14 protein-coding genes are annotated in these 14,373 nt (G+C 73.7%); 12 read left to right on the plus strand and 2 right to left on the minus strand.

From position 1 onward, the window contains the following. Positions 1-85: 85 nt before the first annotated feature. Positions 86-550 (minus strand): ATP-binding protein, encoded by a 465-nt coding sequence (locus tag AB0G32_RS24535; protein ID WP_361167065.1) that lies wholly within the window; start codon positions 548-550, stop codon positions 86-88. Positions 551-764: 214 nt separating this feature from the next. Here AB0G32_RS24535 and AB0G32_RS24540 point away from each other — a divergent pair, with 214 nt between their 5' ends. After that, complete coding sequence (locus tag AB0G32_RS24540) at positions 765-1,625, plus strand: helix-turn-helix transcriptional regulator (RefSeq protein WP_361167068.1); 861 nt, start codon at positions 765-767, stop codon at positions 1,623-1,625. A gap of 9 nt (positions 1,626-1,634) precedes the next feature. Then, positions 1,635-1,865 carry a DUF397 domain-containing protein gene (locus AB0G32_RS24545; RefSeq protein WP_361167071.1) on the plus strand — a complete coding sequence of 77 codons (231 nt, stop codon included), beginning with the start codon at positions 1,635-1,637 and terminating at the stop codon, positions 1,863-1,865. Positions 1,866-1,907: 42 nt separating this feature from the next. On the opposite strand, the gene AB0G32_RS24550 is transcribed toward AB0G32_RS24545, so the two are convergent. Then, positions 1,908-3,035, minus strand: coding sequence for an 8-amino-7-oxononanoate synthase (locus tag AB0G32_RS24550; RefSeq protein WP_361167074.1), 1,128 nt, complete (start codon positions 3,033-3,035; stop codon positions 1,908-1,910). A gap of 160 nt (positions 3,036-3,195) precedes the next feature. Here AB0G32_RS24550 and bioB point away from each other — a divergent pair, with 160 nt between their 5' ends. From bioB to purB, 10 genes are all read left to right on the plus strand, one after another. Continuing rightward, positions 3,196-4,305, plus strand: a complete 1,110-nt coding sequence (gene bioB, locus AB0G32_RS24555) for a biotin synthase BioB (RefSeq protein WP_361167077.1) — start codon at positions 3,196-3,198, stop codon at positions 4,303-4,305. Beyond that, complete coding sequence (locus tag AB0G32_RS24560) at positions 4,298-5,578, plus strand: adenosylmethionine--8-amino-7-oxononanoate transaminase (protein WP_361167080.1); 1,281 nt, start codon at positions 4,298-4,300, stop codon at positions 5,576-5,578. Before bioB ends, AB0G32_RS24560 begins: the two co-directional genes overlap by 8 nt. A 172-nt stretch (positions 5,579-5,750) precedes the next feature. Then, on the plus strand, positions 5,751-6,467 hold the full coding sequence (gene bioD / locus AB0G32_RS24565; RefSeq protein WP_361167083.1) for a dethiobiotin synthase: 717 nt from the start codon (positions 5,751-5,753) through the stop codon (positions 6,465-6,467). Between the two features lie 227 nt (positions 6,468-6,694). Continuing rightward, complete coding sequence (locus AB0G32_RS24570) at positions 6,695-7,393, plus strand: class I SAM-dependent methyltransferase (protein ID WP_361167086.1); 699 nt, start codon at positions 6,695-6,697, stop codon at positions 7,391-7,393. 315 nt (positions 7,394-7,708) lie between these two features. Beyond that, on the plus strand, positions 7,709-8,512 hold the full coding sequence (locus tag AB0G32_RS24575; protein ID WP_361167089.1) for an ABC transporter ATP-binding protein: 804 nt from the start codon (positions 7,709-7,711) through the stop codon (positions 8,510-8,512). A 183-nt stretch (positions 8,513-8,695) separates the two neighbouring features. Beyond that, a complete protein-coding gene (locus AB0G32_RS24580) occupies positions 8,696-9,121 on the plus strand; it encodes a GNAT family N-acetyltransferase (protein WP_361167092.1) in 426 nt (141 codons plus the stop codon). Between the two features lie 226 nt (positions 9,122-9,347). Then, entirely contained in the window at positions 9,348-10,697 is a 1,350-nt protein-coding gene (locus AB0G32_RS24585; protein ID WP_361167095.1) for a hemolysin family protein, read from the plus strand. Beyond that, positions 10,694-11,707: a hemolysin family protein gene (locus tag AB0G32_RS24590; protein WP_361167097.1), complete on the plus strand. Its 1,014-nt coding sequence runs from the start codon at positions 10,694-10,696 to the stop codon at positions 11,705-11,707. The genes AB0G32_RS24585 and AB0G32_RS24590 overlap by 4 nt, the downstream gene beginning before the upstream one ends. A gap of 301 nt (positions 11,708-12,008) precedes the next feature. Further along, positions 12,009-12,848: an SGNH/GDSL hydrolase family protein gene (locus AB0G32_RS24595; RefSeq protein ID WP_361167100.1), complete on the plus strand. Its 840-nt coding sequence runs from the start codon at positions 12,009-12,011 to the stop codon at positions 12,846-12,848. Between the two features lie 78 nt (positions 12,849-12,926). Continuing rightward, the gene (gene purB / locus AB0G32_RS24600) at positions 12,927-14,369 is read left to right on the plus strand and encodes an adenylosuccinate lyase (protein ID WP_361167103.1); all 1,443 of its coding nucleotides are present in this window, start codon (positions 12,927-12,929) and stop codon (positions 14,367-14,369) included. The last annotated feature ends 4 nt before the right edge of the window (positions 14,370-14,373 follow it).

Here is a 14,373-nt window from a genome sequence, read left to right on the forward strand (position 1 = left end):
CGCGCCCGTACGGACCGGCCGGCGCCCCTGAGGCACGTGCCGGGACCCCGGTGCGCGCCCCGCCGCGTCCCGTACCGCCGGCGCGTCACCGCCGGCCCTTCGGCCGGGGTGTCGCCGGGTGCTGCTCGGTCCGGGGCGTCCAGGGCAGTTCGACGGAGACGGTCTTGCCGCCCTCCCGGGTGGGGCGGACCTCCAGCCGCCCGCCGCACTCCGCGGCGAGCCAGCGGATGATGACCATGCCTCGGCCGTTGTCCTGCTGGACGGCGGCGGGCAGCCGCTTGGGAAACCGCGGATGACTGTCGGTGACACCGATGCGCAGGTGCTCGTCACGGTCCAGCGCCAGGTCCACCGTGAAGGTGGGCGACTGGCCCAGGGTGTGCTGCACGACGTTGGTCGCCAGCTCGGACACGATGAGCCGAATGGTGTCGGAGACGTCCGTGTCCGCGGACAGCCCCCACTCCGCGAGGGTGCCGACGACGTAGGTCCGGGCGGCGGACACCGAGGCGGGATCGCTCGGCAGAGTGACGGATGCTTCCAGGTGGTCTGCCATGGCGTCGTCGTCCCTTTCCGCTGGGACCGCGGCCCGACACGGAGCGGACGGTTCGAGTACGGTCCCGGACTGTGCTTGGTCGCCAGATTGCCATCACCGCACCGGTGAAGGGTGGCGATCCACCAAGATATGCATATATCTGTCGCTCGAAGCGGTGAACTCTGCGACGGCAGACCCTTTTTGGGCGACTCATAAGGAGTAAAGGAGTTGGCCCATGCGGCACGGTCCCGTGGTGCGCCGCCGGAAACTGGGCGCCGAACTGCGCGCGTTGCGCACGGACGCGGGGATCACCAGCGGCGAGGCGGCCCGGCTGGCGGGCTGGCACCAGTCGAAGGTGAGCCGGATCGAGACCGGGACGAGCGGCGCGAAACCCGGTGACGTGCGGTTACTCCTGGACGTCTACGGCGTGGCCGACACCCAGCTGCGCGAGGTCATCCTCGCCCTGGCCGGGTCCGAGGACGACGGCGGCCGGCAGCACTGGTGGCACCCCTACCGCGGCGTACTGCCCCCGGCCTACCGCGACTTCATCAGCCTGGAGAACCAGGCGAGCACGATGCGCACCTTGGAGACCACCGTGGTCCCCGGCCTGCTCCAGACGCCGGAGTACGCCCGCGCGGTGACTCGTGCCGCGATGGACAGGTTGCCGGAGGAGCGCATCGACGCACTGGTCGAGGTGCGGCTGGCCCGGCAGGACGTATTGCGCTCCCCCGCGCCCCTGCGCCTGAGCGCCGTCCTGGACGAGGCGGTACTGCACCGGACGGTCGGCGACCGGGACGTGCTGGCGCATCAACTGGAACGGCTGGTCGACGCGGCGCGGCTGCCCCATGTGCGGCTCCAGGTATTGCCGTTCGCCGCCGGGGCGCACATCGGGGTCACCGGGCCTTTCGTTATCTTCTCCTTTTCGAGCACTTCTGATCTGGACGTGGTTGTTCTCGACCACTTGACGAGTAGCCTCTATCTGGAACGGAAAGAAGACCTGGAGGCCTACACCGAAGCCTTCAATGCCCTGCAAGTCCACGCCCTTTCGCCCGACGACTCATTGGATCTCATCGCCGCGACAGCGGCCGGCGCGTAAGGAGGCACCATGTCCGCACCTCCTCGGCACGTCCCTTCCAGTACCCGACTGCACGGCGTGCGGTGGCTGCGCAGCAGCTACAGCACGGGAGCGAACAACTGCGTGGAGACGGCCCGTCCGTCGACCGGCCCCGGGGCCGGACTGCTCGCCGTGCGCGACTCCAAGGATCCGGCCGGACCGGCGCTGCTCTTCTCCCCCGGGAGCTGGGCCGGCTTCACCGCCGGGTTCCGTCTCCAGTAGCCCCGTGCGGCGTCGAGCGACGCACGGCCGTGTCACGCCGACTCATGGCCGCGTCTCGCCGATCCACCGCACGGCGCGTTCGATCTGACCCTCGGTGAGGTCCGCACGGGCGGTCAGCCTGAGCCGTGAGATGCCGTCGGGCACGGAAGGAGGACGGAAGCATCCCACGGCCAGGCCGGCCGTACGGCAGTCGGCCGCCCACCGCACGGCCGCCGCCGGGGACGGCGCGCGCACCGAGACCACCGCGGCGTCCGGGCGCACCGCCGCCAGGCCCGCGGCCGTCAGCCCGGTGTGCAGGTCCGTCGCCACCGCGCGGCAGCGCGCGGCCCGTTCCGGCTCGCGGCGCAGCAGCCGCAGTGCCGCCAGCGCGGCGCCCGCCGCCGCCGGCGCCAGTCCGGTGTCGAAGATGAACGTCCGGGCGGTGTCGACCAGATGCGCGATCACCCGCGCCGGGCCGAGCACCGCCCCGCCCTGGCTGCCCAGCGACTTCGACAGCGTGACCGTAGCGACCACGTCGTCCGCGCCCGCGAGTCCGGCGGCGTGCGGCGCGCCCCGGCCGCCGGCACCGAGTACGCCGAGGCCGTGCGCGTCGTCGACGAGCAGTCCGGCGCCGCGCTCCCGGCCCGCCGCGGCCAGCGCGGTCAGCGGGGCGGCGTCGCCGTCGACCGAGAACACCGCGTCACAGACGACGAGCGCGGGCCCGTCGTGCGTCGCCAGCGCCTTGCGCACCGCCGCCGGGTCGGCGTGCGGCACCACCTGGGTGGTGCCGCGGGCCAGCCGGCAGCCGTCGATCAGGGAGGCGTGGTTGCCGGCGTCGGAGACCAGCAGCGAGCCGTGCGGCGCCAGCACGGTGACGGCGGCCAGGTTGGCCGCGTAGCCGGAGGAGAAGACCAGGGCGGCCTCGAAGCCGCAGAAGGCGGCGAGTTCCGCCTCGAGTTCCGCGTGCAGTTCGGTCGACCCCGTGACCAGCCGGGAGCCGGTCGCGCCGCCGCCCCAGGTCCGCGCCGCCCGGGCCGCCGCCTCGGTCACCTCGGGGTGCCGGGCCAGGCCGAGGTAGTCGTTGCTCGCCAGGTCGAGGAGCGGCGAGCCGGCCGGGCGGGGGCGCAGCACGCGCAGCAGCCCGGCGCGGCGGCGCAGTTCGCGCTGCGGATCGATCCAGCCGAACGCCATGGGACGGTACCTCACAGGTTCGCAGACGGTTGTGGACAGTGAACAGACCCTAGCGGCGCGGCAAGCCGTGCACTGTGTGGCAATCACCACAGGTCGAACCGGACCTGTTGTACGGATCCTCCTTTCGCCGAGGGCCGTTCATGGGCCAGGATCGCCTGCCATGGACCTGGAGAGCACACCGCTGAACACGTTGCTGGACACGCTGGTGGACAAGGGACTGCGGCGCGAGCCGCCAACCCGTGAGGAGGCGCTGGCCGTCCTCACGGCGTCGGACGACGATCTGCTCGACGTGGTGGCCGCGGCCGGCAAGGTGCGCCGGCACTGGTTCGGCCGCCGGGTGAAGCTCAACTACCTCGTCAACCTGAAGTCGGGCCTGTGCCCGGAGGACTGCTCCTACTGCTCGCAGCGGCTGGGCTCGCGGGCCGAGATCCTCAAGTACACCTGGCTCAAGCCGGACCAGGCGTCCGAGGCCGCCGCCGCGGGGGTCGCCGGGGGCGCCAAGCGGGTGTGCCTGGTGGCGAGCGGGCGCGGCCCGACCGACCGGGACGTGGACCGGGTCTCGGAGACCGTCGCGGCCATCAAGGAGCGGCACACGGGCGTGGAGGTCTGTGCCTGTCTGGGCCTGCTCTCCGACGGTCAGGCGGAGCGGCTGCGGGCGGCGGGCACGGACGCCTACAACCACAACCTCAACACCTCCGAGGCGACCTACGGGGAGATCACGACCACGCACACGTACGCCGACCGGGTGGACACGGTGCGCAAGGCGCACGCCGCCGGTCTGTCGGCCTGTTCCGGGCTGATCGCGGGGATGGGCGAGAGCGACGAGGACCTGGTCGACGTGGTGTTCGCGCTGCGCGAGCTGGACCCGGACTCGGTGCCGGTGAACTTCCTGATCCCGATGGCCGGCACACCGCTGGCCGCCGAGTGGCACCTCACGCCGCAGCGCTGCCTGCGCATCCTGGCGATGACCCGGTTCGTCTGCCCGGACGCGGAGGTGCGGATCGCGGGCGGCCGCGAGGTCCATCTGCGCACGCTCCAGCCGCTCGCCCTGCATCTGGCCAACTCGGTCTTCCTCGGCGACTACCTGACCAGTGAGGGCCAGGCGGGCCGGGCCGACCTGGAGATGATCGCGGACGCCGGGTTCGAGGTGGAGGGCGCCGACGAGGTGACGCTGCCGGCGCACCGGGCGGACGGCGCCGGGCAGGCCCGTACCGACCTGGTCGCGGTGCGGCGCCGCGGGGCCGGCACGGACCTGGCGCCCAATGCCTGACCTGACGGTGGCGGAACTGCTGGAGCTGGACCGGCGGCACGTGTGGCATCCGTACGGCCCCATGCCCGGCCGGTCCGACCCGCTGGTCGTCGCCTCGGCCGACGGGGTACGGCTGCGGCTGGCCGACGACGGCGGCGAGTTGGTGGACGGGATGTCCTCCTGGTGGTCGGCGATCCACGGCTACAACCACCCGGTGCTCAACGAGGCGGCGCGCGCGCAGCTGGGGCGGATGAGCCATGTGATGTTCGGCGGGCTCACCCACGAACCCGCCGTACGGCTGGCCAAACTCCTTGTCGACCTGTCGCCGGACGGGCTGGAGCACGTGTTCCTGGCCGACTCCGGGTCGGTGTCGGTGGAGGTCGCGGTCAAGATGTGCCTCCAGTACTGGCGTTCGCTCGGCCGGCCGGCCAAACGGCGGCTGCTGACCTGGCGCGGCGGTTACCACGGCGACACCTGGCAGCCGATGTCGGTGTGCGATCCCGAGGGCGGTATGCACGGACTGTGGGCGGGACTGCTGCCGCGCCAGGTGTTCGCGGACGCCCCGCCGGCGGAGTACGACGAGACCTACGCCGATCAGCTGCGGACACTGGTCGAGCGGCACGCCGACGAACTGGCCGCGGTGATCGTCGAGCCGGTGGTGCAGGGGGCGGGCGGGATGCGGTTCCACTCCCCCGCGTATCTGCGGGTGCTGCGCGAGGCGTGCGACGCGCACGACGTGCTGCTGGTGTTCGACGAGATCGCGACCGGCTTCGGACGTACCGGGGCGATGTTCGCGGCCGAGCACGCGGCGGTGACGCCGGATGTGATGTGCGTGGGCAAGGCGCTGACCGGCGGTTGTCTGACGATGGCGGCGACGCTGTGCACGCCCCGGGTGGCCGCGGGCATCTCGCGCGGCGAGGTCCCCGTGCTCGCCCACGGGCCGACGTTCATGGGCAACCCGCTGGCGGCGGCCGTGGCCTGCGCCTCGATCGGACTGCTCCTCGGGCAGGACTGGCGCGCCGAGGTCAAGCGGATCGAGGCCGGGCTGCGGGACGGGCTGGCACCGGCCGCGTCGCTGCCGGGGGTGCGGGACGTACGGGTCCTCGGCGCGATCGGCGTGGTGCAGCTCGACCACCCCGTCGACATGGCGGCCGCGACCCGGGCGGCGGTGCGCGAGGGCGTGTGGCTGCGGCCGTTCCGTGACCTGGTCTACACGATGCCGCCGTACGTCACGGACGACACGGACGTGGCCCGGATCGGCCGCGCGGTGTGCGCGGCGGCACGGGAGGGGTGACGTGGACGTACCCGGGGCGCGCGGGCGCGGTGAGGCGATGAGGCGATGACATGGGCGTACTCGTGGGGAGGCGGGACATGACCGTGCTGACGGTCGGCGGGACGGGCCCGGCGCGGAACACCGAGTCCGCCTGGACGGGGGCGCGTGGGCGCCGCGGCGCGGGAGGCCGGACATGACCGTGCTCGTGGTCACCGGGACCGGCACGGAGGTCGGCAAGACGGTGGTGACCGCGGCCGTCGCCGCGACGGCCGCGGCGGCCGGCCGGTCGGTGGCGGTGCTGAAGGCCGCGCAGACAGGGGTGGCGCCCGGCGAACCCGGGGACGCCGAGGAGGTCGCGCGGCTGGCGGGCCCGGTCATCACCGCCGAAGTGGCCCGCTATCCCGACCCGTTGGCGCCCGCCACGGCCGCGCGGCGCGCGGGTCTCGCGCCGGTGCGGCCGGCGGACGTGGCCGACGCCGCGGCGAAGCTGGCCGCCGCCCACGACCTGGTGCTGGTCGAGGGGGCGGGCGGGCTGCTCGTACGGTTCGACGCGGCGGGCGGCACGCTGGCGGACGTCGCCGGGCTGCTGGGCGCGCCGGTGCTGATCGTGGCGCCGGCCGGGCTCGGCACCCTGAACGCGACGGAGCTGACGGCGCGTGAACTGCGTTCGCGCGGGCCGGCTCCGCTGGGCGTGGTGATCGGCAGCTGGCCCGGGCGTCCGGACCTCGCCGCCCGCTGCAACCTCACGGACCTGCCGGACGTCACCGGCGCTCCCCTGCTGGGCGCCCTGCCCGCCGGCGCCGCCACCCGCACCCCGGCCGCCTTCCGGTCGGCGGCGCCGGGGTGGCTGGCGGCGGAACTGGGCGGGACCTGGGACGCGGAGGGGTTCCGGAGGGGGGAAGGGGGCTGAATGGGGGCTCCGGGGTGAGGGCGGTTTCGGCAGCCACGTAGGGACGAGAGGCCGCCGGGCCGACCCTTGCCTTGCCGGGAAGGAGCGACCGAGCACCCCGGCACCCCGGCACCAGCCGACCGAGTTCGCCCCGCGCCTCGGGTGAACAGCCACCGTCAGCAGGGGTGCGCCGCCCCCGCACGGGGGACAATCGGGATAACGCACCGCACCCTGGCGAGGGAGGCCCCATGTCGCCGCTCCGGACCACCCGTCACCCGGCCACACCGCGGGACGCCGTGCATCACCCGTGGTTCGCGCGCCGCTACGCCCGGCTCAGTGTGAGTGCCGAGACCCGGATGGGCATGGGAGCCGTCCGCGACCGGCTGCTCGCCGGGCTCTCCGGGCGGGTGATCGAGATCGGCGCGGGCAACGGCCTCAACTTCACCCACTACCCCCGCACCGTCTCCGAGGTCGTCGCCATCGAACCCGAGCGGCTGCTGCGGCAGTTGGCGGTGGAGGCGGCCCTGCGCGCGGAGACCCCCGTCGACGTGGCGCCGGGCACCGCCGAGGCGCTGCCGGTCAAGAGCGAGGCGTTCGACGCGGCCGTCGTCTCCCTGGTGCTGTGCAGCGTGCGCGACGTGCCGCGGGCCCTCGGCGAGCTGCGCCGGGTGCTGCGGCCCGGCGGCGAGGTGCGGTTCTTCGAGCACGGGCGCGGCGGCGGCCGGCTGATGACCCTCACCCAGCGGGCCCTGGACCGGACGGTGTGGCCGTCGCTGGCCGGCGGCTGCCATGTGGCCCGGGACCCGCTCGCCGCGCTGCGCGAGGCCGGTTTCACGCTGGGCCCCTACCGGCGGACCCTGATGCCGCCGAAGGGCCCGCGCCTGCCCATGTCGTACTGCGTCCTGGGCACCGCCTGGCGGCCGGGCCCGGCGACCACACCGCACTGACCCGCCCCGCGCCGGCCTTCTCCGTCCGGCCTTCTCCGTCCGGCCTTCTCCGTCCGGCCTTCTCCGCACCGGCCTTCTCCGCACCGGCTTGCCCAACGTCGGCCTGCCATACGTCGGCTTTTCGAGGCCGGCGCCCCGCGCACCGTACCCACCGGCAGGACGTTGCCCCTTACACCCGTACCCGGGGCCCGACCTGAGGCGGACCCCGCCCCGGCACCCCAGGGGGATACCGCGGGTGGGGCGGGTCACATTACCCTCGGCCGGGACAAGGAACGCCGATGCCCGCACCCGCGCGGGACCACCGAGGAGGCCGTCTTGTCCACTCCCGCCGCCGAGCACGCCCCGGGCCTGGCGCCCGCGGACCGGATCGCGGCCCGGGCCCGGGGCCTGACCAAGGCGTACGGCTCCGGCGAGACGACGGTGCTCGCCCTGGACGCGGTCGACGTCGACATCGTGCGCGGCCGGTTCACCGCGGTCATGGGTCCGTCGGGCTCGGGGAAATCCACGCTGATGCACTGCCTCGCCGGGCTGGACAACGTGTCGGCCGGTCAGGTGTGGCTCGGCGACACCGAGATCACCGGGCTGAGGGAGCGCGAGCTGACCCGGCTGCGCCGGGACCGGATCGGGTTCATGTTCCAGTCGTTCAACCTGATCCCGACGCTGAACGCGCTGGAGAACATCACCCTGCCCATGAGCATCGCGGGGCGCCGCCCCGACGAGCCGTGGCTCGACCAGGTCATCGACACCCTGGGCCTGCGGGACCGGCTGAAGCACCGGCCCGCCCAGCTCTCCGGCGGCCAGCAGCAACGCGTCGCCTGCGCCCGCGCGCTGGTCTCCCGCCCGGAACTGATCTTCGCGGACGAGCCGACCGGCAACCTCGACTCGCGGGCCGGCGCGGAGGTGCTCGGTTTCCTGCGCGAGGCGGTCGACGGTCTCGGGCAGACCGTCGTGATGGTCACCCACGACCCGGGCGCCGCCGCCCACGCCGACCTGGCGCTCTTCCTCGCAGACGGCCGCCTCGTGGACCAGCGGGAGCGGCCCACGGCGGAGGCCGTACTGGAACGGATGCGGCTGTTCGCCGCCGGCGGCCCGGGCCGGCACCCGGTCAGCAAGGACTGACGGCGCGCTCGCCGGCCGGGTGGCCGGGACCGACGCGATGGCCGCCACGCACGTGGACGCCGGGCCGGCGCACCGTGCCGCCGTTCCCGGCGTGCGCCGCGAGGAGGGGGCGCCCTCCCCCCGTCCCCGTCCACATACCGGAAACCCGTGACCGGGCGGCCGGGGGGCTGATGGGATCGCCCCATGACCGATCTTCGTATACGGGCCGCCGGGCCCCAGGACCTGGACACCGTGCTGGCCTTCTGGAAAGTGGCCGCCGAGGGCACCAGCATCAGCGACGACCGGGCAGGCGTCGAACGGCTGGTCGCCCGCGACCCCGAGGCACTGGTCCTGGGCGAGCTCGACGGCGAACTGGTCGGCACGCTGATCGCGGGCTTCGACGGCTGGCGGTGCCATCTGTACCGGCTCGCGGTGCATCCGGACCGGCGCCGCCGGGGCATCGCCACGGCGCTGCTCACCGCCGCCGAGGAGCGGTTCACGGCCCTCGGCGGGCGACGCGGCGACGCGATGGTGCTGGTACGCAACGAGCGTGCCCAGCACGCCTGGCGGGCCGCCGGTTACCGGCCCGAGGAGCAGTGGCGGCGCTGGGTGAAGCACCTCGTCTCCTGAGCCGCTCCCGGCTCCGTGCCTTCGCATCGCCCTGCGCGGGCACTCGCGCGACCATGACGGACCCCGAGCACCCGCCCACGGACCGGCCCGCCGGCACCCGACAGCGCGCGAGCCGCCCCGCCCTGCCCGATCATGGAACGCACGATGCCGAGCCGGACGATCACGAAACGGACGATCACGAGACGGAAGATCGCGAAACAGACGATCACGCGACGGAGGTGAACCGATGACCGAAGTGCTCCTCCTGTTGCTGGCCGTCCTGCTCGCGCTGGCCTGTGGCGCCTTCGTCGCGGCCGAGTTCTCCCTGACCACCGTCGAACGCGGCGCGCTGGAGCGGGCCGCGGCACGCGGGGAGCGCGGCGCGGCGGGCGCCCTGAAGGCCGTACGGAATCTGACGTTCCAGCTGTCCGGCGCGCAGCTCGGCATCACGGTCACCAATCTGGTGGTCGGCATGCTCGCCGAACCGTCGGTGGCCGCGCTGCTCGCGGGCCCGCTGCGGGATCTGGGCGCCTCACCGTCGACCGCCTCCTCGATCGCGCTGGTGATCGGTACGGCACTGTCGACGGTGGTCCTGATGGTCGTCGGCGAGCTGGTGCCGAAGAACTGGGCGATCTCCTCGCCGGTCGCCGTGGCCAAACGGGTGGCGACCCCGCAGCGCTGGTTCAGCGCCGCGTTCCGGCCGTTCATCACCCATCTGAACAACACCGCCAACCGCGTCGTACGGCTGTTCGGCGTGGAGCCGGCCGAGGAGCTGGCGTCCGCGCGCGGACCACAGGAGCTGGCGGCGCTCGCCCGGCACTCGGCCAAGGCGGGCGCGCTCGAGGCGGACACCGCCGAGCTGTTCGTGCGGACCCTGAACCTCGCCGACCTCACCGCCGAGCACGTGATGACGCCGCGGGTCCAGGTGATCGCCCTGGAGTCCGGCGCGACCTGCGCGGACGTGGCGAACGCGACGCGGGCGACCGGGCTGTCCCGGTTCCCCGTCTACCGGGACAGCCTGGACGCGGTGGTGGGCACCGCGCACATCAAGGACGTCCTCGCGGTACCCGCCGAGCGGCGCTCCCAGGTACCCGTCTCCGAGCTGATGCGCGACCCGCTCCTGGTGCCGGAGACCCTCACCGTCGACCGGCTGCTCGACCGGCTCTCCGGGCGGCGCACCATGGCCGTGGTGATCGACGAGTACGGCGGCACGGCGGGGGTGGCGACGCTGGAGGACATCGTCGAGGAGGTGGTCGGCGAGGTGCGCGACGAGCACGACCCGTACGAGACGTCCGAGCTGGCTCCGGCCGGTGCCGACGAGCAGGGGCACCCGCTGTTCCGAGCGGACGGCTCGGCCCGGGTGGACCGGCTGAAGCGGGTCGGGCTCAGGGTGCCGGAGGGGCCTTACGAGACGGTGGCCGGGCTGGTGGCGGCGGAACTGGGCCGCATCCCGGCCCTCGGCGACCGGGTGGAGGTGGCGGGCTGGCGCCTGGAGGTCGTGGACGCCACGGGCCGCCGGGCCGCCGCCGTCCTGCTGCGCGCGCCGCTGGACGACGAGCGGGCCGACGGCGGCGGAGCAGGGGAGGCCGGACGGTGACCGCCGTACAACTGCTGATCGGGCTGCTGACACTGGTCGTCAACGCCTTCTTCGTGGGCGCCGAGTTCGCGCTGATCTCGGTGCGCCGCAGCCAGGTGGAGCCGCACGCCGAGGCGGGCGACCGGCGGGCGAAGCGGGTGCTGTGGGGGCTGGAGCACGTGTCGGCGCTGATGGCGGCGGCCCAGCTCGGCATCACGCTGTGCACGCTGGTCCTCGGCATCGTCGCGGAACCGGCGATCGCGCATCTGCTGGAGCCGGTGTTCCACGCGATGGGGGTGCCGTCCGGGGCCGGACATCTGGTGTCCTTCGTGCTGGCGCTGGCGCTGGCGACCTATCTGCACATGCTGCTGGGCGAGATGGTGCCGAAGAACATCGCGCTGGCGGAGCCGGTGCGCAGCGCGCTGCTGCTCGGCCCGCCGCTGGTGGCGCTGTCCCGGGCGCTGCGTCCGGTGATCTTCACGGTCAACGCGTTCGCCAACGGTCTGCTCAAGCTGCTGCGGGTCGAGGCGCGCGACGAGGTGTCGGCGACCTTCACCGACGCCGAGCTGGCCGAGATCGTCAAGGACGCGGGCGAGGCGGGACTCATCGACGACCGGGCGCAGGAGCGGCTGAACGACGCGCTGGAACTGGGCCGGCGCCCGGTGCGCGATGTCGTCCTGCCGTTGGAACGGGTCGTGCACGCGCGGGTGGGTGTCACCCCCGAGCAGGTGGAGCGGTTGTCGGCCGAGTCCGGGTTCTCCCGGTTCCCGGTGGTGGACGACGGACGCCGGATCGTCGGGTACCTGCATGTGAAGGACGCCTTGGACGCCGCTCCCCGGGACCGGCCGTTCCGGCCGGGTGACATGCGTCCCATCGCCCGGGTGCGGGAGAGCACGCCGCTGGACGACGTCCTGACGGCGATGCGCGCGAGCCGGACCCACCTGGCGGCCGTCCTGGGCGCCGACGGCCGGCTGGCGGGGCTGGTGACCATGGAGGACGTGCTGCGGGAACTCTTCGGGCAACGGACCTGAGACACCGGCCGCGGGGACCGGCCGGCGGGTGGCGGGGGGGGACGGCTGCTGAGAGGCCGGGCGGCGCCTGGCGGGCGGCGGGCGGGAAGGGTGCGCGGAGGCCGGGCGGCGGATGGCGGATGGACGGGGCCGGGGGGCGAGGCGCCGGAAGGGAGGGGGTGGGAGGGAGGCGGTGCCGGGTGGGCGGGTGCCGGAAGGCCGGCACCGGAAGGCCGGCACCGGAAGGCGGGCACCGGATGGCCGGAAGGCGGGTGGCCGTCGGGAGCGTCGATGGGTGCCTCGGGATACCATTTTCGTCGCCATGCAGACGAACCCCACCTTCACCAGCCTGGTCGCGGTCGGCGACTCCTTCACCGAGGGCATGTCGGACCTGCTGCCCGATGGCTCCTACCGGGGCTGGGCCGATCTCCTGGCCGCCCGGATGGCGGCCCGCACCCCCGGCTTCCGGTACGCCAATCTCGCCGTGCGCGGCAAGCTCATCGGGCAGATCGTCGACGAGCAGGTGCCCGTCGCCGCCGCGATGGGCGCGGACGTGATCACCCTGGTCGGCGGCCTCAACGACACCCTGCGCCCCAAGTGCGACATGGGACGGGTGCGGGCCCTGCTGACGGAGGCCGTGGAGCGGCTGGCCCCCAACTGCAAGCAGCTGGTGCTGATGCGCAGCCCCGGCCGCCAGGGCCCGGTCCTGGAACGGTTCCGGCCGCGCATGGAGGCGCTCTTCGCCGTCGTGGACGACCTGGCCGCCCGGCACGGCGCCGTCGTCGCCGACCTGTACGGGGCGCCGTCGCTGGCCGACCCGCGGCTGTGGGACGTGGACCGGCTGCACCTGACCGCGGAGGGGCACCGCCGGGTCGCCGAGGCGGTGTGGCAGACGCTGGGGCACGAGGCCGAGGATCCCGCGTGGCACACGCCGATGGCGGCGACGCCGCCGCTGGGCTGGCTGCCGCGCCGGACCGCCGACCTCCGGTTCGCCCGGGTGCACCTGCTGCCGTGGATCGGCCGCCGGCTGACCGGCCGCTCCTCCGGGGACGGCCGGACCGGCGCCCAGTTCAGCGCCGAGCTGGGCAGAGCCTTCTGGGTCACCCCCGCGGACCCGACGAATCCCGGCCCGGTGACGGACTGGCGACGGACGGAACTCTGACCGGAGCTCCGCCTCGTACGATCCTCCAGACCACCCCTCGGCGCCGACCTGCACGAATCGCCAGTAGAATCCGGTTACGTGACTTCCGCTCCCGCCAAGCCCCGCATCCCCAACGTCCTCGCCGGACGCTACGCCTCCGCCGAGCTCGCCACGCTCTGGTCGCCCGAGCAGAAGGTGAGGCTGGAGCGGCAGCTCTGGCTCGCCGTGCTGCGGGCGCAGAAGGACCTCGGCATCGAGGTGCCCGACGAGGCGATCGGTGCCTACGAGGCCGTCCTGGACCAGGTGGACCTCGCCTCGATCGCCGAGCGCGAGAAGGTCACCCGGCACGATGTGAAGGCACGGATCGAGGAGTTCAACGACCTCGCCGGGCACGAGCAGGTGCACAAGGGCATGACCTCCCGGGACCTGACGGAGAACGTCGAGCAGCTCCAGATCCGGCTCTCCCTGGAACTGGTGCGGGACCGGACCGTGGCGGTGCTGGCACGGCTGGGCAAGCTGGCCGGCGAGTACGGCGAGCTGGTCATGGCCGGGCGCTCGCACAACGTGGCGGCGCAGGCGACGACGCTGGGCAAGCGGTTCGCCACCGCCGCCGACGAGCTGCTCGTGGCCTGTGGCCGGGTGGAGGAGTTGCTCGGCCGCTACCCGCTGCGCGGTATCAAGGGCCCGGTCGGCACCGCCCAGGACATGCTGGACCTGCTCGGCGGCGACGCGGGCAAGCTGGCGGAGCTGGAGCAGCGGATCGCCGGGCACCTCGGCTTCGGCCAGGCCTTCACCTCGGTCGGCCAGGTCTACCCGCGCTCGCTGGACTACGAGGTCGTCACCGCGCTGGTGCAGCTGGCGGCGGCGCCGTCCTCGCTGGCGAAGACGATCCGGCTGATGGCCGGGCACGAGCTGGTCACCGAAGGCTTCAAGCCGGGCCAGGTCGGCTCGTCGGCGATGCCGCACAAGATGAACACCCGCTCCTGCGAGCGCGTCAACGGCCTGATGGTCATCCTGCGCGGCTACGCCTCGATGACGGGTGAGCTGGCGGGCGACCAGTGGAACGAGGGCGACGTGTCCTGCTCGGTGGTGCGCCGGGTGGCCCTCCCCGACGCGTTCTTCGCGCTCGACGGACTGCTGGAGACGTTCCTGACCGTGCTCGACGAGTTCGGCGCGTTCCCGGCCGTGGTCGCCCGGGAGCTGGACCGCTACCTGCCGTTCCTGGCCACCACCAAGGTGCTGATGGGCGCGGTGCGCGCCGGTGTCGGGCGGGAGGTGGCGCACGAGGCGATCAAGGAGAACGCCGTCGCCACCGCGCTGGCCATGCGCGAGCAGGGCGCCGAGCGCAACGACCTGCTGGACAAGCTCGCCGCCGACGACCGGCTGCCGCTGGACCGTGAGCAGCTGGCCGCGCTGATGGCCGACAAGCTGTCCTTCACGGGCGCCGCCGCCGGCCAGGTGGCCGCCGTCGCCGCCCGGATCGAGGAGATCGTCAAGCAGCACCCCGATGCGGCCGGCTACACGCCCGGCGCGATCCTCTGACCGT

The organism is Streptomyces sp. NPDC023723, from assembly GCF_040639815.1.
Classification (GTDB): Bacteria; Actinomycetota; Actinomycetes; order Streptomycetales; family Streptomycetaceae; genus Streptomyces.

Coding starts and splice junctions, on each gene's coding strand:
- AB0G32_RS24535 (WP_361167065.1), bottom strand. CDS start 550: ATGGCAGACCACCTGGAAGCATCCGTCACTCTGCCGAGCGATCCCGCC.
- AB0G32_RS24540 (WP_361167068.1), top strand. CDS start 765: ATGCGGCACGGTCCCGTGGTGCGCCGCCGGAAACTGGGCGCCGAACTG.
- AB0G32_RS24545 (WP_361167071.1), top strand. CDS start 1,635: ATGTCCGCACCTCCTCGGCACGTCCCTTCCAGTACCCGACTGCACGGC.
- AB0G32_RS24550 (WP_361167074.1), bottom strand. CDS start 3,035: ATGGCGTTCGGCTGGATCGATCCGCAGCGCGAACTGCGCCGCCGCGCC.
- bioB (WP_361167077.1), top strand. CDS start 3,196: ATGGACCTGGAGAGCACACCGCTGAACACGTTGCTGGACACGCTGGTG.
- AB0G32_RS24560 (WP_361167080.1), top strand. CDS start 4,298: ATGCCTGACCTGACGGTGGCGGAACTGCTGGAGCTGGACCGGCGGCAC.
- bioD (WP_361167083.1), top strand. CDS start 5,751: ATGACCGTGCTCGTGGTCACCGGGACCGGCACGGAGGTCGGCAAGACG.
- AB0G32_RS24570 (WP_361167086.1), top strand. CDS start 6,695: ATGTCGCCGCTCCGGACCACCCGTCACCCGGCCACACCGCGGGACGCC.
- AB0G32_RS24580 (WP_361167092.1), top strand. CDS start 8,696: ATGACCGATCTTCGTATACGGGCCGCCGGGCCCCAGGACCTGGACACC.
- AB0G32_RS24585 (WP_361167095.1), top strand. CDS start 9,348: ATGACCGAAGTGCTCCTCCTGTTGCTGGCCGTCCTGCTCGCGCTGGCC.
- AB0G32_RS24595 (WP_361167100.1), top strand. CDS start 12,009: ATGCAGACGAACCCCACCTTCACCAGCCTGGTCGCGGTCGGCGACTCC.